Source organism: Bacillus sp. B1-b2 (assembly GCF_009183415.1).
Lineage (GTDB): Bacteria > Bacillota > Bacilli > Bacillales > Cytobacillaceae > Niallia.
Window position 1 is genome coordinate 21506 of sequence record NZ_WEHU01000017.1, and the last position, 19696, is coordinate 41201.

The window sequence follows — 19696 nt, forward strand, 5'->3', positions numbered from 1 at the left end:
AAGAGGAACCATCTCCTCCTTTCTGCATATTATTTTTTATTATTCCCTTACTCATTTTTTTCGAATTAAAGGAACTGTCTATTTTGTTTCTTAAGGATTAAGTGATACACTTTATATTATCTTGTTGGTAAATATTATGGAATAAATGGAGGTATCAGTTTGAATAAGTTATTTCGATATCTTTTCTCTCTCATACTTTTTATTACATCCATTGGTGTATATTGCTCCAATCGATTAATGTACATGAAGAAAAAAGATGAACATTTTATTATTAATAGAGAAACAGAAGCTGGAAGGTTTGACCCTATCTCCTATGAGAATTTAGAGAAACAAGAAATTACCATTCCCTCGCCATTTGGTTATGATTTAAAAGCCATACTAGTCGAGCCGTTTAAAACAAACAAATATATTATCATTTCTCATGGTGTTACAGAAAATAAAACTAGTTCTGTTAAATACCTCAATATGTTTCTAGAACGAGGATTTAATGGCATCATTTATGATCATAGAAGACATGGTGAATCTGGTGGTAAAACAACCAGCTTCGGATTTTATGAAAAGTATGACTTAAAACAAATTGTTGATTGGTTAAGAAAGGAAAAAGGAGAAGATATCCTTCTGGGTATGCATGGTGAATCAATGGGTGCTGCTACGATGATTCTGTATGCAGGTGGAATAGAAGATGTAGCAGATTTCTATATTGCAGATTGTCCTTTCTCCGACTTCAAGGAACAGGTAGATTATCTTGTTAAGCATGAAATAAAACTACCAGGAAAAATCTTTATTCCCATTGCCGACATCTTTTTACGAGCTAGAGCACGCTATTCTATTAAAGACGTGTCTCCCATCTCTGTTATAGATAAAATTAAAAGTCCTATGTTGTTTATACATAGTGAAAAAGACGATTTTATCCTTCCACAAATGACACAAAAACTGTTTGACAAGAAAAACGGACCTAAAAAGCTTTTTTATGCCACAGAAGGATTCCATGCTCAAAGCTATAATGAAAATAAAGAAATTTATGAACAAGTAATAGATGATTTTCTAAAAGAATTTGTCCAAATAGTATAAAACTTAGCATGCAAACGAAAAGAGACAAGGAGCTTTACTTGTCTCTTTTCCTTCATTAATAACACTTATATTTTAAATTGCTTAATTTTTTCTTGTAAATCATTAGCAAGCTGTGATAGAGATGAGGAGGAAGCAGCGATTTCTTCCATAGATGCCACTTGTTCTTCTGTCGCAGCCGATACATTTTCTGTACTTGCTGCTGATTCACTAGCCATACTATTAACCTCCATTATAGAGGTATTTATTACCTTTGTGTTATCTTTTAATTGATTAAGTGCGTAGAAAACCTCTTCAAATAATGTTACAAGCTCATGAACAGATTCCTCAATCATTTTAAATGATTCTCCAGTATCTTGAACAATTGAAATTCCTGTTTTCACATCACTTGCTGCTGTAACCATGGATTTTGTTGTGTTTTTCGTATCAGCTTGTATTTGATTAATTAAATTCGTAATCTCTTCTGCTGAATGTGCTGATTGCTCTGCAAGCTTTCTCACTTCATCTGCCACAACAGCAAATCCTTTTCCTTGCTCTCCTGCTCGAGCTGCTTCGATTGCTGCATTTAATGCTAATAAATTTGTTTGAGAAGAAATATCTGTGATTACTTTTGTGATATCTCCAATTTCATTTATTCGCGTTTCTAGAATATGAATCGATTGAGATAGATTGTTTACATTGGTATTAATGGACTGCATTTGTTTTGTCACTTCGACAATATTCTCTGTTCCTTTAGAGGAATGAATAGAAGTTTTCTCAGCAGTATCTGAAACCTTTTGTGCATGAACATTAATACTTTCTGTGCTATTGTTAATATTTTGCACTCCTTGGGCACTAGAAGCCATTAATTGCATTTGAGATTCTGAGCTAACTGCTAGCTCTTGAATCGTCTCTGAAATATGCTCACTTGCTCGACTACTTTCTTCAGAACTTGCACTTAATTCTTCTGAAGATGCAGCTAAGTGCTGAGAAGTTTCTGTTAATGTCTCAATTAACCCTTTCATTCCCTCTGCCATTGTATTATAGCTAGTAGAAAGAGAGCCTACTTCATCTTTTCCTTTAAAGCTAGAACGTTCACTAAAGTCTCCACTACTTGCCTTTTGCATTAGATCTTTTAAGACATTAATTGGTTTTACAATCATATTTGCTATAGACATACCAATGACCGCTGCTAGTATTAATGCCAGTAGTATAATGCCAGCCATCATATACATCCCTAATTGGTAACTATTCTCATTCTCTTCTGAAATATTTTTTGCAACCAATTGATTGGAACTTTGTAATTCATTTAATGATTCATTAATTACATCTACCTTACTATTAAGACTTGTAGTGTATAAATTATAAGCAGTATCATTAAAATTATTATTAGCTAAATCAATAACTTGTTTTTGGAGTTTTTGGTAGCTCTCTAACATATCCTTATAGGAAAGAAAGGCTTCCTCTTCTTTCTTTGACATATCTAATGAATCTAATTTTTTTATATACATTTCTGTTTCTTCTTCATTGACCTGTAATAAATCGAGTAACACTTTATTCCGTTTTTCATCCTCAGTTACCATTAATTCAATAAGGTAACTATCACTTAGTGCGCTATTATTTTGTACTTTTGCAATCCATGTATTTGGTATCAATCTATCTTCATACATAGCTTTAGTACTCTGTGACATTATTTTCATTCCGTTCATACCAGATACTCCTACGACTATTAACCCAATTGCACTGCAGATAATAATCATGAGTATTTTTGTTGATATCTTGATGTTCTGCAAAAATTTCATTTCCTATCTTTATCCCCTTCATCAAAAAAATCAATTACGTTCTTTATATCGACACAATATGACAAGAGTTAAGAAATTTTCCAACAAAATCCTATTGCAAAATAAAAAGTACAAGCTTACAAAGCTTGTACTTTATTACTCATTCACCAATTCTCTTTTATAAACTCATCACGACCAGATTTTTCTCGGTCTTCTTTATAGTGTTGTTTATTTTTCTTGTGATAGTCTTGATGATAGTCTTCTGCTGGATAGAATGTTGCTGCTGGTTCAATTATAGTAACAATCGGCTTCTTGAACTTACCACTATCAGCCATTGCTTGTCTGGATTCTTCTGCAAGTACCTTTTGTTTATCATTATGATAGAAAATAGCTGTTCGATATTGAGGACCTCTATCATGGAATTGTCCATCTGGATCTGTTGGATCTATCTGTTGCCAGAAAAGCTCTAATAATCTTTCATATGGGAAAATTTTAGAATCAAATGTAATTTCAACTACTTCAAAATGTCCAGTAGTTCCTGTTTTTACTTGTTCATATGTAGGATTCTCTATATGCCCACCAGCGTAACCTGAAACAATTCCACCAATGCCTGGTAATTCTTCAAAAGGAGAAACCATACACCAAAAACATCCACCTGCAAATGTTGCTTTTTCCATTTTCTCAACTCCTAATATCAATAAATAATATGAAATACTCTCTTTTAACCATTATACGGCTTAATCGTATCCCTTTAGATTAAATCAGTATATGACACATTGCAATAAGATTCTCTCTAATTAAAATAGTCAGGAAAGTTTTTACAAGTTTTCACTTCTTGTTAAGCATTCCTCCGACTAGCTTATCAGCAAGTGTAGGAAACAATTGATAAAGAACACTACCAAGATTCATCCAGCCTGGGAGATTTAATTCACGTTTTGGATTAACCATTAATTTTGTCACCTTTTTAGCAACATCATCTGAAGAAAGCATGAATTTCTCTACATTCTTTACATAGTTTCCTGACTGATCAGCAATATCAAAAAAATTCGTCTGGATAGGTCCAGGATTAACGGCAGAAATATGTATATTGGTTTTCGCTACTTCTAATCGTAAACTATTAGTATATCCTAATACTGCATGTTTAGTGGCAGAGTATGCACTAGATTTTGGGGTAGCTAACTTACCAGCTTGTGAGGCGATATTAATTATATGGCCTTTATTTTTTTCTAGCATAGAAGGTAACACTTCTTGTGTACAAGCAATTAGACCCATCACATTTACTTGAAACATTCTTTCAATTTCGTCATAACTAGCTTTATGTGCCAATTCAAATATACCAAAGCCTGCATTATTTAATAATACATCAATAAAGCCTACTTCTTCATAAATTAACGTAAACACTCTTCTTACTTCACTTGAATCACTCACATCTAAAGAATAATATCGTGCATCTATCTCATATTGTTGTTTTAATTTATCACATAGATTTGCCAATTTTTCTGAAGATCGAGCTAAAAGGATTGGTCTTGCTCCTTCTTTGGCCACCTCAACCGCTATCTTCTCTCCAATACCTGAAGAAGCTCCTGTAATAACGATGTTTTTTCCCATTAATTTATTCATCATACACCTCATAGAACTCTTAATTAACTATGCATTTCTCTTAATCTTCTTACTTTTAACATACTATGAGGAAAATAACAACTAGAAGTAACTTTCAAGAACAATAACGGCCATTTTTCATCTTATTTGCTTCCACTTCTATTAAGTTTTATCCTATATAATGGAAGCATCTATTTTAGGGCTATGTCTAAACAAATAAAGGTAAAATCAAACAGATGAAAGAATTATAGATACAATGATGGCCCTATATCCTTACAAGTAAAAGTAGCATACTGCAAGCTCTCATTCACTAGAAAGAAAGCAACAGTACAATGGAGTATAAGGGGACATACATAGTGGTGATTTAAAATAACATTAAAAAATATAAAGTTGAACCCCAAATTAGAAGACATATGGAGAGCAACCTGCTGCTGAAGAGAATTGATCCTTGTTTTTTCTTGCAATCCCAATTCTACATTTTAGATATATTATCTATTTCTATAGTTCTCCGCAATGTGCACTAATTTAATTCCTTGAAGACATTCTAACATTTTCCCTCTGCATTCTTTCATTTCTGCTTGAATCATACATTCATATCTATGAACAAAATCACACTCAAACATAGAAAAAGTGCCTTCTATCGCATAAATAATCTCTAAAAGAAAAATCCCTCTCTTTGTCTAGATAAATAATAACCACCTTACGCACCATAAACAGTTTCAATGATTCTAGCTTTAGCTAGCTAGCTTGGTAAATATTTTAGAAAGCCAATTTTCTATTCTATAATTCCAACTTATACACGAAGCTAGTTCATGTATGTTCTTCTTAAAAATTGATAAATTATCTTTTAAATACTTATTTGTCAGAAAAAATGGGTAATCAATATAGGTACAACATTCCATTATTGTATACATAATCAGTCGTATTTATGGAACCTTAATTATGATGAAGAAAGCATACTATTCTTTTTCTGAAACCTTTCTAATATACTCTCTCGGTTGAAATGGCACCATTGTTTCTTCTAATTGAATGGAAGCATCTGATTCGATTTGTAATAGTTCATCTAGTGTATAAAAGCTTCTTTTATGGAAATGACTCCATATAAAGCCAAAAGATATGGAAAGTAGCATGATAGAAATAGCGATGCTGATTTTTATTCCATGTTTCATTATAACTTCACCTCACGTATAGTGTGAGCATAAAATGAGCGAAAGTTACCTGTTAAATGAAAAAAATTTTTCGATACATTTTGATCGCTTTCTTCCTATTTAATAGAAATGCTCAAAGCTTTAATTCTCTACATTTTCCTATGTGCATACAATCTTTTTTTGCGTTATACTTTTACATATTCACCATAATCATGTCTTTTTACCTAATCATTTAAGGAGGTTATTTTATTTTGTCTATACTTCATTGGGTAGTACTAGCACCATTTTTATATGCCATTATTATTCCTATTTTATTTACATACATGAAAAGAGTACATACTGGATGGTTTATCCTTCCTCTTCCTTTTCTTTTATTCATTTATTTTTGTAGTAAAATTCCAACGACATCACAACTACAAACAGACGTCTTTACCTTAACGTGGATCCCTTCTATTGGCATTGATTTTTCCTTAATGCTTGATGGACTTGGCATGTTGTTTTCTCTATTAATTACAGGAATAGGAACACTTGTTATACTATATTCCATTTTCTATTTAGATAAGGCAAAAGAAAAACTAAATCAATTTTATGTGTACCTATTACTCTTTATGGGAGCCATGCTTGGAATTGTATTATCGGATAACCTTATTGTTCTATATATGTTCTGGGAAATAACCAGTATCTCTTCATTTCTTCTAATAGGTTTTTGGAATAACAGAAGGAATTCTCGAAATGGTGCTATAAAATCCATGGTTATTACGGTCTTTGGGGGATTGTCGTTATTAGCAGGAATCATTCTGCTCTATTTGATGACTGGAACCTTCCAAATTTCTGAAATAATTGCTTCTGTTCAACAAAATTCTATTATGACAGATCCGTTATTTATTTTAGCTATGATATGTGTCTTACTTGGAGCATTCACTAAATCTGCTCAATTTCCGTTTCATATCTGGTTACCAGATGCAATGGAAGCACCTACACCAGTTAGTGCTTATTTACATTCTGCCACTATGGTTAAGGCAGGAATCTACCTGGTTGCTCGTTTAAGTCCGGTCTTTGCAGTGTCTGGTTACTGGCTTTGGTTGGTATCTATAGTAGGTATAGTTACATTAATTTATGGATCATTCTTTGCTATTAAACAAACAGACTTAAAAGGAATCCTTGCCTATTCTACTATCAGTCAACTTGGGATGATTATGTCGCTCTTAGGAATTGGTGCAGCAGGTGTTCATTATGAAAGTGAAACTACTTACTATATTGCAACTGCAGCTGCTGTTTTTCATTTATTAAATCATGCTACATTCAAAGGTAGTTTATTTATGGTAGTTGGCATAATTGATCATGAGACAGGTACAAGAGATATTCGACGTTTAAGTGGATTAATGCAAGTAATGCCTATAACATTCACCATTAGTATTATTGGTGCCTTTTCCATGGCAGGCTTACCTCCATTCAATGGCTTTCTTAGCAAGGAAATGTTCTTTGCGAGCATGCTAAACATTTTAGAGTTTAATTTATTTAACATGCAAACTTGGGGATTATTATTGCCTATTATCGCTTGGATAGGGAGTATCTTTACTTTTGTTTATAGTATGATTCTTGTTTTTAAACCCTTTGCTGGTGCTTTTAAGCCTGAAAAGCTTGCTACAAAGCCACATGAAGCACCAATAGGCATGTTAATTTCTCCGATCATTTTAGTTTCATTAGTGATTGTAATTGGTTTGTTCCCTGATTTAGTAGCTAACACTATTCTATCTCCTGCTATTTCATCTATATATGGGGGAGGTTCTTATGATCTCCATATCTATCATTGGCATGGTTTCCAGCCTGAATTATTTATGACAATTGGAGTAATACTAGCTGGTATTTTACTTTATAAAACGAGAGAGAAATGGACAACAATTTATCGTGTTTTTCCAACTATCTTAAATCGTTTATATGATATCTTACGATTTAAGACAGAAGGAAGCTTTAATTCATTAACTAACCGATATATGGTAGGCTCACTTCGAACCTATTTAATTTATATTTTCTCGTTTTTTGTTTTTATCCTTTTATTAACAATGATTCTAAAGGATGGGTTTACATCTGACTTATCTAACTTAGCACCAATTGGAGCTTATGAAATTGGTCTATCTTTTGTGCTAATTATCGCAACCATTTCTATTCTCTTTGCAAAATCAAGATTAACCTCCATCATTTTATTAGGTGCCGTAGGTTATACTGTTTCTCTTTTTTATGTTGTTTTTCGAGCACCAGATCTTGCATTAACACAATTGGTAATTGAAACTGTATCTGTCGCGTTATTTTTACTATGCTTTTATCATTTACCTAAAAATGCACGAAAAAAAGAAAGCATACCTTTTAAATTATCGAATGCAATTGTCTCTATTTTAGTAGGTCTTGTTGTCATGCTTATTGCTATCTCTTCCTACAGTAATAAACTTTTTGGATCTATTGCTGAATTCTATGTGGAGAATACGTATAAAAAGGCAGCTGGAGAGAACATGGTTAACGTTATATTAGTAGACTTTAGAGGATTTGATACACTTTTTGAAATAGCCGTTCTTGCCATTGCTTCTATTGGTATATTTACCATGATTAAACTTCGCATGGGAGGTAAGAAAAGTGAAAATAAATAATTTAGTTCTTCAAACTGTTACTAAAATAATCGTTTTTCTTATTTTTCTTTATTCAGTAGACCTATTCTTTGCAGGGCACTATACGCCTGGGGGTGGGTTTGTAGGTGGATTAATGACGAGTGGAGCTATCGTGCTATTGCTATTAGCCTATGATTTAAAAACAGTTAGAAAAATCTTTCCTGTTAACTTTATTTATGTTACTGCGTTAGGATTGTTCATTAGTTTTTCTACAGGAATGATTGGTATTTTTGCTGATAAGCCCTTTTTAACTCATTTTTTTCATAAGCATGTGCATCTACCTATTATAGGAGAGACATCCTTACATACAGCTGCTTTATTTGATTTAGGTGTTTTTCTAGTAGTAGTCGGCGTTACCATGACCATTATTCAAACGATTGGAGAGGATGACTAATGGAATTATTAATGGCCATTATAATTGGTATCTTATTCATGTGTGCTACCTATTTAATATTATCAAAGAGTATATTACGTATCATTATAGGGACTGGGTTACTGAGTCATGGAGTTCATTTACTTGTACTAACAATGGGTGGTCTCAAAGGCGGCGCTGCTCCCTTACTTGGTCAGCATGCAACTAGCTATACAGATCCCTTGCCGCAAGCCTTAATTCTTACTGCCATTGTCATAAGCTTTGGTGTTACTTCCTTTTTGCTAGTTCTAGCCTATCGAACTTATCAAGAATTAGGAACCGATAATCTGGAGAAATTGAGAGGAAAGAAGCATGACTAATTTGATTTTATTTCCCATACTAATTCCTTTATTTACTGGAATTATATTAATCTTCTTTCACAAAAGAATACATTTGCAACGGGGTATTTCCTTATTAAGTATTTTCAGTTCCTTATATGTCACTTTTATCATGATACATACCATTAAAGAAGAAGGTATTCAAACAGTTAATTTGGGCAATTGGGAAGCTCCATTTGGAATTACGATTGTTTCTGATATGCTTAGTGCTCTTTTGGTTTTGACAACCAATATCGTAGCCCTTTGTTGTGTTTTCTTTTCTTTTAGAGGACTTGATAAAGAAAGAGAAGAATCCTACTATTACCCTATTGTTCAATTTTTATTAGTTGGTGTTACAGGAGCTTTTTCAACAGGTGATATTTTTAATTTATTTGTCTTTTTTGAAGTAATGCTTATGTCATCTTATGTATTACTAGTAATCGGAAATTCAAAGATTCAATTACGAGAAACGGTAAAATATATTATTGTAAATGTGGTTGCATCTGGCTTGTTTGTTATAACCGTTGCCTACTTATATTCTGTAGTTGGCACATTAAATATGGCTCATATTTCAGAACGAATTAGTGAGTTGAATCAACCAGGCATACTAACCGTAATAGCCGTTCTTTTTTTAATTGTATTTGGATTAAAGGGTGCTATCTTCCCTTTATTCTTCTGGCTTCCAGGCTCTTATTATGCTGCACCTATTCCAATACTCGCATTATTTGGTGCCTTACTAACAAAGGTTGGAGTTTATTCAATTACAAGAACCTATTCCCTATTCTTCTATGAAGATACTTATGCCTTTACTCTGTTAGCCATTCTATCCTTAATCACAATCGTTTTAGGTGTAATTGGCGCTTTAGCCTATAATGACTTAAAGAAAATAATTATTTACAACATTATAACAGCCATTGGAGTCATCTTGTTCGCTGTTTCTGTCTTTAATGAAACCTCTTTAAACGGAGCAATCTTTTATTTGCTTCACGATATGATTGTTAAAGGTGCTTTATTCTTATTGATTGGGATTATGATTTATCTAACAGGAACTAGCAACTTAAATTCTATGAGCGGGTTAATGAAAAGATATCCATTTCTCGCTTGGATTTTCTTTATTGCCGTGATATCACTAGCAGGTATACCACCTCTAAGTGGATTTGTAGGAAAATTACTCATTATCCAAGGTGGATTTTTAGATAAAAATTATCTTGGCAGTTTTATTGTTGTTATGTCAAGCCTACTTGTCTTATTATCTGGCATTAAAATTTTTGTAAAAGGTTTTTGGGGAGATGAATCTCCAAATCTTACAGAAGAGAAACGAAAAATTAACATTCAGCTACTGCCTTGTATTTTGTTAATTACATTGTCTGTACTAATAGGGCTAGGCTCAGAAGTCATGTACTCTTATATTTCTATCGCAGCAGAGACATTACTTCATCCAGAAAACTATATACATGCCGTCTTAAAGGAGTGATGAATAATGGCATTTCAATTATTATTAAATTTTCTTATAAGCTTTATTTGGATGTTTTTAAAAAGTTCATTTGCTCCTGATACATTTCTAATAGGATATATAATAGGATTATTATTAATTTTTGTGACTAGAAGATTCTTTCCAACAAAATTTTATTTGATTCAATTGCTAGCTATTTTAAAATTATTATGGATTTTCATTAAAGAATTAATCATAGCAAATGTTGCTGTACTGAAAATTATACTTCAACCAAAATTAGCAGTAACACCAGGAATTTTCGCTATGAAAACTGTTTTAACAAAAGATTGGGAGATTACTGTCCTTTGTAATCTTATAACACTGACACCAGGTACTCTTGTATTGGATATATCAGAAGATAATTCTACTCTCTATATCCATGCAATGGATATTAGTGATAAAGAAGCAACCATTACTAGCATTAGAAATAGCTTTGAAAAAGCAATACTAGAGGTGAGTAACTAATGTTCCAATTAATCATGAACGCTTCGCTATTGATTGTTTCTATATCCACAATTATTTTTATATACCGTGTTATTAAAGGACCTACCACTCCTGATCGCGTAGTTGCTTTAGATGCAATAGGTATTAACTTAGTTGCTATTACGGCTATTCTTTCTGTTGTCTTAAATACTTCTGCATTTTTAGAAGTTATTTTGCTTATAGGAATTTTAGCTTTTATTGGCACTATAGCTTTCTCTAAATATCTGGAGAAAGGAGTTATTATCGATCATGATAACGACAATAATTAGTATTATTACAGCTGTACTCATATTTGCAGGAGCTCTGTTAACGTTAGTGGCTAGTATCGGGGTGCTTAGACTTCCAGATGTTTATACAAGAAGTCATGCAGCCTCAAAATCAGCAACGTTAGGGATTATGTTTATCCTGCTAGGAGCTTGTCTTTACTTTTTTCAAAAAGAAGGTATTTTTAACTCTCGATTAATCCTTGCTATTGCCTTCATATTTTTAACATCACCTGTTGCTGGACAGCTTATTATTCGTTCGGCCTATAATAGAAATATTCCAATGACAGACATGACCATTCGGGATGATTTAAAAACAGCAAAAATGAAATCCACAGATTTAGAATAACAATAAAAGATACCACCATTGACGTGGTATCTTTTCATACTGTTGAAAAACAAAATGGACTATGAATAAATTTGGTAGGTCATTAACGGTCTGAATAAGGGATGAATTCCGTGGGGATCGGAGCTTTAGCCGGTGGTCTGCAGGGTCTCGAGACTGTCTCGCAGAACCCACAGGACTGAGTCTCCCCACTGAAACCATAGAACATTTGTGTAACATTCTAGTTGTCCAATTTAAGTTCGTTTTTGCCTATTCAGTCGTCTTACAAGAATTATCAAAAATAAGCGGAAATTTACGGCTAATGGCAAATATAATGGTAAATTCCTTGCTAATAAGCGTATATTTCCTCTTATGTAAGGAAAAGTAGTCTGATTTTATGTTTTTTAAGGAAATAAGCGGAAATCTACGCCTATTTCAGCTGTTTTTCATGGAAGTAACGAAAATAAGCGTATATTTCCGCCTATTTTCTAAAAGTTTATAAAAATATTTCTGTGGTGCAAAGATCCCTCTACTATTTCACCTATTCCATTCCCATCTTTGAGTAGATGAAATACATAAAAAAATCCTTGTTTCCCATAGGTGATTCAAGGAATTTTCATCTCTATTTTCGCTTACGATTCCTTGATAGTATAATGCTATTAAATTTGTTGTGTATCCATTGCATAATCTTTTTTCAACTTTGTGAAAAGATACCACCATTGACGTGGTATCTTTTGTTTTCTTCGCAAAAATCATTATACTTTTCCTCACCTGTCAAAGATAAAAACATATAAGGAACCAAATATATTAAAACCTGCAACGCTAAAAAGTATATAGGAAAACGATTTCTCTTTTTCTCTCTGTACTGTAAGAGCCATCATTAGAAACATCATTCCTAAAAAGAAATACGTTAGAGTTAAAAATGTATGATTATCCGTTAACATGGTATATAGAGCAAATAGTGCGGTCATTATACCAAAAACTATTCTAAGAGTTTTCAACAAGTAATTCCTCCTTACAGTCATCTTTGAGTTTCGTTCATTATTGAAATCTACTTATTGTCACTAGCCATGTATACTTAAAGTTGAATACAAAAAAAGAGCCTGTTACCAAAGGGTATTAATCCCCCTTGGTGACAGACTCCTCCGTGTTCAAACGAATTTTGATTATTTTAAACTTAACATAATAAGTTATATTATTCAACTAAGAGCTTGGTGTAAGCTTTTAAATTTGGATGCATGGTATTTAAAAGATTTATAAACTCTTGTTGGACAGAAATTATTAGAAAATCATAAAGAAGGACAAATGAACTTCCCTTCCTTCTTTATATGATAGACTATCATTATAAGCTCAAAACGGAATATTCATTTAATTATTATGTTCTTCAGAATAGGAAAATGGATTGTTAGAATCTATATGTAAAGTTATGTTGCAAGAAAGAATATTTTGCACGTTGAATGGAGCGAAAGGGGTGAGACTTCTGTGGGATAGTTAAGATCCCACATGTGGAACGTCGAGCAGGCTTAGAGCCCGCCCCGAGGAAAGTGAACCTAGTCAGCAGAAATCAATCTCCTCCATTATCAGATTAACAGCTTCTTAAGCTAATGAGTTAATCTAAAACTAAATAAATTCCACATCATAAATACATCCTTCTTCCAATCTTACTATTCGATGGGTCAAATTTTTCAAAGAGTTATAATCATGTGAAATAATTAAAGAGCTATACCCTATTTTCCGTTGAAGATCTTTTAATAACTTAATAATCTGAGCTTGTACAATCATATCAAGACTTGCTGTTGGCTCATCTAAGATTAAAAACTTAGGTTCCGTGCTAACCGCTCTCGCAATACTAATTCGTTGCTTCTGTCCTCCACTCAGCTGATTAGGATAACGATAAAGTAGCTCTGGGGATAATTCAACCTGCTCCATTAAATCTTTGGCTATATCCTCTCTTTTATTACGATACACTCTTTTTTGAGCAAAAGTTCTCTTCCTTACATCAAGAGGTTCCATTAAGGAGTCTATTATTCTTAATTGACTATTTAAAGCAAGACCAGGTTGTTGAAATACAGCTTGAAGACTTCCTTCCATTTCTGCTTCCTTCAAGCTTTTCCTTACCTTTCGAGTTTTAAAGTATATCTCCCCTGCATCATAGGACTCTAATTGCATAATACATTTAGCAAAGGTACTTTTACCGCAACCACTAGATCCTATCAATCCCACACTTTCTCCTTCCTTAATTTCTAAGGAGACACCATTTAATATGGGTATATTAGATTCATACTTTTTTTGCAAATGACGAACTTCTAGAAATATCGGCGAGTTAGTTTGTTGGATAGGGATATTAAAAATGTCTACTTCTTCATCTAATCTTTCTTTATTATCCCCATCTATCCCTTTACTGAGTAATTTCTCAGCATTTAACAGGTCCTGTGTATAAGGGTGAGATGCATGATTTAACAGTTTCTCTGTTGATCCAGTTTCTACAATTCTCCCTTTATACATAACAGCAATTTCATCAGCAAACTGACGAGCAATGGAAAGATCATGTGTCGTTAGTATAATGGAACACCCATAACCCTCTTTTAGTTGCTTCAATAAATGCAGAATTTGCATCGAATTCTTAGGATCAAGTGCTGTTGTGGGTTCATCTGCAATGATTAGTTTAGGTTTAAGCATAATAGCAGCTGCAATAGATACACGCTGCAGCTGACCACCACTCAGTTGAAAGGTATATTTATTTTTAACTAAATCATAAGAGATATCTACTTCATTTAAAGCTTTTGTAATAGCTAATTCCCGTTTTTTTTGGTCTAATTTAAAATGAGCTTCAAGAGCCTCATGTAGTTGCTTGTCTAATGTAATATGGGGACTGAACACACTAGCATAATTTTGAAAAACGTATGCTATATTCTTTCCACGAAATGACTGTAATACCTTTTCTGATAAAGAGTCGAGTCTAGAGCCGTTTAAGCTTATTTCTCCTTGTTTAACTTGAACATATGGAGGAAGTAAACCACCTATAGCAAGACCAGTTAGCGTTTTTCCACTTCCACTTTCCCCAATTAAGGCCAAACACTTAGACTCTCCAACACTTAAACTTATATCTTGTACAAGTGTTTCATTACCTGTACCTATGTAGAGACCCTTAACATGTAAACCTTTCTCCATACTTTTTCCCCTTTTCACTATGTTCTAGTACTGTAGCCGATCCTAGATTGTACACGGTCCCCCATTAAGTTCGCCATTGTTACTGTTAGCATAATTGCTAGTCCTGGTAAAATCATTAAATAAGGAGATTGTTGAAAATATAATTTCCCTTCGTTTAACATACTTCCCCATTCCGCTTCAGGTGGCTGTATACCAAGACCTAAATAGGAGAAGGATGCAATCATTAAGATAACCTTGCCCATATCTAATGGCATTAATACTAAAACGTGTCGCATTGCATGAGGAAGAAGATGCTTTCGAATCAAACGAAAGGTACCAACACCATTTAGTTTTGCAATTGCTATGTAATCTTTGTTTTTCTCCATACGTATTGCATTTCTAACTATTCTTGCATAGGAAATCCATTTTACAGCCATAATGGCAATCATAAGATTCACTATATGAGGTCCTAGAATCCCAGTTAATACGATAGCTACTAAAAAATCTGGAAAAGCTAAAAAGGCATCTGCAAGGCGCATAAAGAGTCTATCAATCCGACCTCCTATATATCCAGACAAGAGTCCTATCGGTACACCTATTGCAATGATTCCCAATAAAACAAGCAAGCTTGTACCAAGTGTTATTCTTCCACCTGTCAATAATCTAGTTAACAAATCTCTCCCTAATCCATCCGTTCCCAACCAATTGTTTATGGAGGGAGCTTGTAGTTTTGCAGCCATATCTACTTGATAAGGATCATGTGGAAGAAATAAAGGGGAAAAAAGCAATCCAATTATCAATACAATGAATAAAAATCCTGACCATCCAATCCAGTAATGGGTTCGTTTAAGAATTTGGTTTATGTGTCTCATCGTTTACCTCCTCTTAACCGAATTTCCGGTACTAGGCGCATCTGAATAATATCCATCATAAGATTACAAACGGTAATCATAAGTGCTAAAAATACCATATATCCTTGTAAAATGGGATAGTCTCTATTTTGAATAGCATCTATTGCTAGTTTTCCCATTCCTGGATAAGCAAATAGAACCTCTATTACTACAGTTCCTCCTAGCAAACTTCCTATACTAACCCCAAACATTCCTAACACAGGAGACAAAGCGTCTCTTAGAGCATGTCTTATAATGACACGTAATGGAGCGACTCCTCTTGCTTTAGCTCCTTGTACAAAGTCTTGTTGAAGACTTGTTAGCATACTAGAACGAACAACTCTTACGTAAACAGCTGCCATAGTGAGGCCCAAGGTAAGGGAAGGTAGAATTAAATGCTTAGCACCCCCTATCCCCATAGAGGGAAGCCAACCAGTTTTTACTGAAAAGACATCAATCAAAATAATCCCTAGCCAAAAGCTAGGAATTGACGTACCTAAAATAGCCAAACTACGGCTGATTTTGTCCAAAAAACGATGACTATTTAAAGCTGATATTATTCCAATTGGGATAGCAATAGCGATCATGATAAGTATTGATGTACCTGTTAACAATAAAGTTGCTGGCATTCTGCTAAACAACTCTTCTACAACAGGTCTATGAGTCATATATGATTGTCCTAAATCTAGATGAAATAGACCAGTAAGCCAATCAAAATATTGTTCCCATATAGGCCGGTCTAACCCCATTGCTTGTCTCTGTGCATCAATCGTCGCTTGATCTAAGGCTACATCTTCTGCATGTAACACCTTTCGCACGGCATCTCCTGGAGCAAGTTTCATTAGAACAAAGCTTACAAAAGATAGGAACAATATAAAAAACACTAATTCCGTTATTCGACGGCCAATTCGCCTCATTTACCTTGCACATCCAATTTATTTGTTAGCATATAGTATTCACTTTTACTTGTATTCCAATTACTAATTCGTTTATTATAGGCTACTACTACATTTGGGTGAACTAAATAGGAATAATAAGTCTTATTATCAATATACAGTAATGCTTGTTTAATTAATTCTGTTCTTTCACTTTCCTCTATTGTTCTATCTAATTCTTCAATAATGGCTGTTAATTCAGGATCATTCACTTTACTGAAGTTAAGTGACCCATTAGGCTTAAAGCTTACATTTAAGAAATAGCTTGCATCTCCTCTAGGTGAAATTAAAGGACTGTACATGCCTAAATCCCAATTATCTTGATTGATTAAATAGTCTTCATAGTTTTCTAAGACTTCAATGGAAATATTTATCCCTATTTCTTTTGCTTGTGATTGAAGCACTTGAGCGAACACAGTAAATTCTACCCGAGAGTTATAAATAACTAGCTTTAAATCAACATTCTTCCCGTCTTTTGTTACTTTTCCATTATTCACATCATAACCAGCTTTTCTAAACCACTCTAAAGCAGCTTCTTGCCCTGTATCTTTAGAAGGATAGTCAGGAGTAAATGCAAAATTAGGTAAAAATGGACCTTCCGCAATTTTTGCTTGTCCTAGCATTATATTATTCATTAATTCTTCTCGATTAACTAATGCATCAAATGCTTTACGAACAGACTCATTTTTAAATATTTCATGCTCCGTATTATATATCAATTCATGTGTTCTCACGCCTACAACAGACTCTACTTGATAGTTTTCATCTTTCTCTAAATCAGCTAGACTTGACATTGGTGGACGATAAACAATATCTGCTCCGCCAGACTTTAATGCAGATAAACGAGCATTTTCATCTTCATTGAATTCGAAAAAGGCTCTTTCTAATTTAGCCGCTCCATCCCAATAATCATTATATCTCTTAACCTCAAGAGAGCTTCCTGCAATAAAAGACTCTACTTTAAATGGGCCTGTCCCTATTGGTTTTTTTTCTGGATCTTGCGCTGTCACTTCTATGATAGATGCATTCGGATGAACCAATTCAGATGGAAATTGAGGGAAAGGTTGTTTGGTAACAATAGTTAAATCCTGACCCTTTGCTTCCATATGGTCGATATTTAAAACTTGTTCCACCCCTGGGTTTACTCCCATTGCTCTTTCTAATGATGCTTTAACAGCCTCAGCTGTTAGTGGTTTTCCGTTCTGAAAAGTAACATTTTCTCTTATATGAAACAACCAATTTTGCCCGTCTACACTTTCCCATTTATCTGCAAGCCAAGGCTCGATTGTCAGGTCTTCATCATTAAACTTAACTAGCGTTTCCGTCACTCCTGCACGAAGCGGTGTATAATCTAAATTGGGATCTATTGTTTGGCTAACAAAATTAAATAAAAAATGAAGCTCTTTGGAATCCTCTTTATTCTCAGATTCACTAGAACAAGCTGCTAGAATGAAGATAATACAGCTTATAAAAAGCAATGAAATTAATTTTGTTCTTCGCATTCACTTTACCCCCCTTTGTAATCGTACTGTTTTCATTCCCACGACTGATGCTTTTTCAATGAATTAATGGTGAAAGCTTCCTGTCATAGAATTGTATTTATAAGTCTCTAATTCTTCCCCATTTTTATCTAACACTTTCGCTTGATAAGACTCAGAATAATTCACATTACTTGTTTCTACATGGAAAAACACTTTGTTTTCATTAACAGGAATCACTAGTTCATTTCCTTTAAAATCCATTATCACTTCTGTTGCTTCAGGTGTCTTTCCTACATATCCAAAGGACAAATAAGCATATTGTTTTCCATCCTTTAGCCAGTAACCTTCCTCTAATTTCCTCGTTGTAATAGCTGCTGATTGTTGTCCCCACATAGCATCTTCAATAACAAGTCCACTTAAAGGAGTCCGTTTGTAGCCACCATCAACTACTTCTAGCTTCTCAATCCCTAAATCTTCCTGATTTACTGCATAAACAAGGTACAGATCATTACCTTCTTCTGATTGATATAGTAGTTCAATATCCTGTCCTTTTTCGTAGCTTGCGGCAATTGCTGTTTCTACCTTTGGGAATACGGTATTATCCACCAGTATGTCACCAGGCTGCACCGAAAACATAGACCCAACATATACAACTGCAATAAATAAAAGACTAGTTACTAGACCTCCAGTAATGTATCTAGTAAATAAGAGAATGACTATACTTACTAGAAGTAACATTCCTCCTAGATATATGATTAAAAATACCATTGGGCTTGCATCAAATTGTATGACTTGATAATTGGATAATTTACTGCCAATTAATAGTTGAATAATTGGACTTAAGGAGACATCCTCTAATGTACGAAGCACCTCTTGTGGTGGTCGTACATTCATTAATATACTAGTTAGTAGTAAGAGAAACCAACCAGTTAAAGCTTGGAAACGTAACGATTGTTTTGCTACATCTTTTTTAAGATCCACTTTCTCTGTATATAGTAGTAAATAATTTCTTAAAACTAACAGAAGAAGCATGGCAGTCAGCAGGTGGATGATAAATACAATTTGTCCATAATTAAGCATCCAGCTTTGTACATAGTCTGGCACAGATAACACAGCCATTATGATGGTACTAAGAACGAAAAGACCTAATGAAACTCCACCCATTTTATATATTTTCTTCTTAAATGCAAGAATAGATTCATCTCTAGCCTGCAATTTCCCCAAGCTACTGCTTAAGGCGATTAAGATACTCAAGGATACAATATATACGGAAGGTGCAAGAAAACCAAGCCAACCACTGTATTCCATTAATTGATTATTCAGTTGCAAAATAATGATGGTTAGTATTCCTTCCCCTAAAGGAAGCATTACCTTGATATATTTATGTCCCTCTAATCTCTGAAGTAGCAGAGAAGACAATATATAAAGGGTAACCAACATAAGAAAGGATCTTCCTTCTTCAGAAACAAACAATGCATTCTCTACTGCACTAAAAAAACTAATACCATATTCCTTTTTATTTGAAAATATTTCTAAAGCAAAAGGTATTCCTAAAAGAACGGGAATGAATAAGCGTAAAGAAGGTAGCTTATTCATTATTCCTTTTGTTTCATCACTCTCTTTCGTAAAACTACTAAAAACAGCCTGAATGATTTGTAACACGGAAAATGAAATGATAATAAAATAAATTAGTATAGATAACATAATGAACCT

The 19696-nt window shown here is 33.7% G+C and carries 18 protein-coding genes and 1 pseudogene; 8 read left to right on the forward strand and 11 right to left on the reverse strand.

What is annotated here, in order from left to right; genetic code table 11:
• The first annotated feature begins 159 nt into the window (after positions 1-159).
• The gene (locus F9279_RS16060) at positions 160-1071 is read left to right on the forward strand and encodes an alpha/beta hydrolase (protein ID WP_152114859.1); all 912 of its coding nucleotides are present in this window, start codon (positions 160-162) and stop codon (positions 1069-1071) included.
• A 65-nt stretch (positions 1072-1136) separates the two neighbouring features.
• Here F9279_RS16060 and F9279_RS26270 read toward each other — a convergent pair whose 3' ends face one another.
• The 5 genes and pseudogenes from F9279_RS26270 to F9279_RS16080 form a co-directional block, all read right to left on the reverse strand.
• On the reverse strand, positions 1137-2084 hold the full coding sequence (locus F9279_RS26270; RefSeq protein WP_413463217.1) for a methyl-accepting chemotaxis protein: 948 nt from the start codon (positions 2082-2084) through the stop codon (positions 1137-1139).
• Positions 2085-2849: pseudogene (locus F9279_RS26275) on the reverse strand (MCP four helix bundle domain-containing protein); the annotation flags it as partial.
• Positions 2850-2992: 143 nt separating this feature from the next.
• Positions 2993-3505 (reverse strand): peptide-methionine (S)-S-oxide reductase MsrA, encoded by a 513-nt coding sequence (gene msrA / locus F9279_RS16070; protein ID WP_152114862.1) that lies wholly within the window; start codon positions 3503-3505, stop codon positions 2993-2995.
• Between the two features lie 151 nt (positions 3506-3656).
• Positions 3657-4451, reverse strand: coding sequence for an SDR family NAD(P)-dependent oxidoreductase (locus tag F9279_RS16075; protein WP_152114864.1), 795 nt, complete (start codon positions 4449-4451; stop codon positions 3657-3659).
• Positions 4452-5386: 935 nt separating this feature from the next.
• On the reverse strand, positions 5387-5596 hold the full coding sequence (locus F9279_RS16080; RefSeq protein WP_152114866.1) for a hypothetical protein: 210 nt from the start codon (positions 5594-5596) through the stop codon (positions 5387-5389).
• A 230-nt stretch (positions 5597-5826) separates the two neighbouring features.
• Here F9279_RS16080 and F9279_RS16085 point away from each other — a divergent pair, with 230 nt between their 5' ends.
• The 7 genes from F9279_RS16085 to mnhG are packed head-to-tail and all read left to right on the forward strand — an operon-like array spanning position 5827 to position 11551.
• Positions 5827-8217 (forward strand): Na+/H+ antiporter subunit A, encoded by a 2391-nt coding sequence (locus F9279_RS16085; RefSeq protein WP_152114868.1) that lies wholly within the window; start codon positions 5827-5829, stop codon positions 8215-8217.
• On the forward strand, positions 8204-8629 hold the full coding sequence (locus F9279_RS16090; protein WP_152114870.1) for a Na(+)/H(+) antiporter subunit B: 426 nt from the start codon (positions 8204-8206) through the stop codon (positions 8627-8629). Before F9279_RS16085 ends, F9279_RS16090 begins: the two co-directional genes overlap by 14 nt.
• The gene (locus F9279_RS16095) at positions 8629-8967 is read left to right on the forward strand and encodes a Na(+)/H(+) antiporter subunit C (protein WP_152114873.1); all 339 of its coding nucleotides are present in this window, start codon (positions 8629-8631) and stop codon (positions 8965-8967) included. Before F9279_RS16090 ends, F9279_RS16095 begins: the two co-directional genes overlap by 1 nt.
• Positions 8960-10438 carry a Na+/H+ antiporter subunit D gene (locus tag F9279_RS16100; RefSeq protein WP_152114875.1) on the forward strand — a complete coding sequence of 493 codons (1479 nt, stop codon included), beginning with the start codon at positions 8960-8962 and terminating at the stop codon, positions 10436-10438. The genes F9279_RS16095 and F9279_RS16100 overlap by 8 nt, the downstream gene beginning before the upstream one ends.
• A 6-nt stretch (positions 10439-10444) precedes the next feature.
• Positions 10445-10921, forward strand: a complete 477-nt coding sequence (locus F9279_RS16105; RefSeq protein ID WP_152114877.1) for a Na+/H+ antiporter subunit E — start codon at positions 10445-10447, stop codon at positions 10919-10921.
• Positions 10921-11208 (forward strand): Na(+)/H(+) antiporter subunit F1, encoded by a 288-nt coding sequence (locus F9279_RS16110; RefSeq protein WP_152114879.1) that lies wholly within the window; start codon positions 10921-10923, stop codon positions 11206-11208. The genes F9279_RS16105 and F9279_RS16110 overlap by 1 nt, the downstream gene beginning before the upstream one ends.
• The gene (mnhG, locus tag F9279_RS16115; protein WP_193224603.1) at positions 11189-11551 is read left to right on the forward strand and encodes a monovalent cation/H(+) antiporter subunit G; all 363 of its coding nucleotides are present in this window, start codon (positions 11189-11191) and stop codon (positions 11549-11551) included. The genes F9279_RS16110 and mnhG overlap by 20 nt, the downstream gene beginning before the upstream one ends.
• Before the next feature lie 743 nt (positions 11552-12294).
• On the opposite strand, the gene F9279_RS16120 is transcribed toward mnhG, so the two are convergent.
• The 6 genes from F9279_RS16120 to F9279_RS16145 form a co-directional block, all read right to left on the reverse strand.
• Positions 12295-12531: a hypothetical protein gene (locus tag F9279_RS16120; protein ID WP_226793610.1), complete on the reverse strand. Its 237-nt coding sequence runs from the start codon at positions 12529-12531 to the stop codon at positions 12295-12297.
• A gap of 616 nt (positions 12532-13147) precedes the next feature.
• Entirely contained in the window at positions 13148-14698 is a 1551-nt protein-coding gene (locus tag F9279_RS16125; RefSeq protein ID WP_152114883.1) for an ABC transporter ATP-binding protein, read from the reverse strand.
• 17 nt (positions 14699-14715) lie between these two features.
• Positions 14716-15549 carry a nickel transporter permease gene (gene nikC, locus F9279_RS16130; RefSeq protein WP_152114885.1) on the reverse strand — a complete coding sequence of 278 codons (834 nt, stop codon included), beginning with the start codon at positions 15547-15549 and terminating at the stop codon, positions 14716-14718.
• Positions 15546-16484: a nickel ABC transporter permease gene (gene nikB / locus F9279_RS16135; RefSeq protein ID WP_152114887.1), complete on the reverse strand. Its 939-nt coding sequence runs from the start codon at positions 16482-16484 to the stop codon at positions 15546-15548. The genes nikC and nikB overlap by 4 nt, the downstream gene beginning before the upstream one ends.
• Positions 16481-18004 carry a nickel ABC transporter substrate-binding protein gene (gene nikA / locus F9279_RS16140; protein ID WP_193224604.1) on the reverse strand — a complete coding sequence of 508 codons (1524 nt, stop codon included), beginning with the start codon at positions 18002-18004 and terminating at the stop codon, positions 16481-16483. The genes nikB and nikA overlap by 4 nt, the downstream gene beginning before the upstream one ends.
• A gap of 63 nt (positions 18005-18067) precedes the next feature.
• Positions 18068-19687 (reverse strand): hypothetical protein, encoded by a 1620-nt coding sequence (locus F9279_RS16145; RefSeq protein ID WP_152114889.1) that lies wholly within the window; start codon positions 19685-19687, stop codon positions 18068-18070.
• Positions 19688-19696 lie beyond the last annotated feature (9 nt).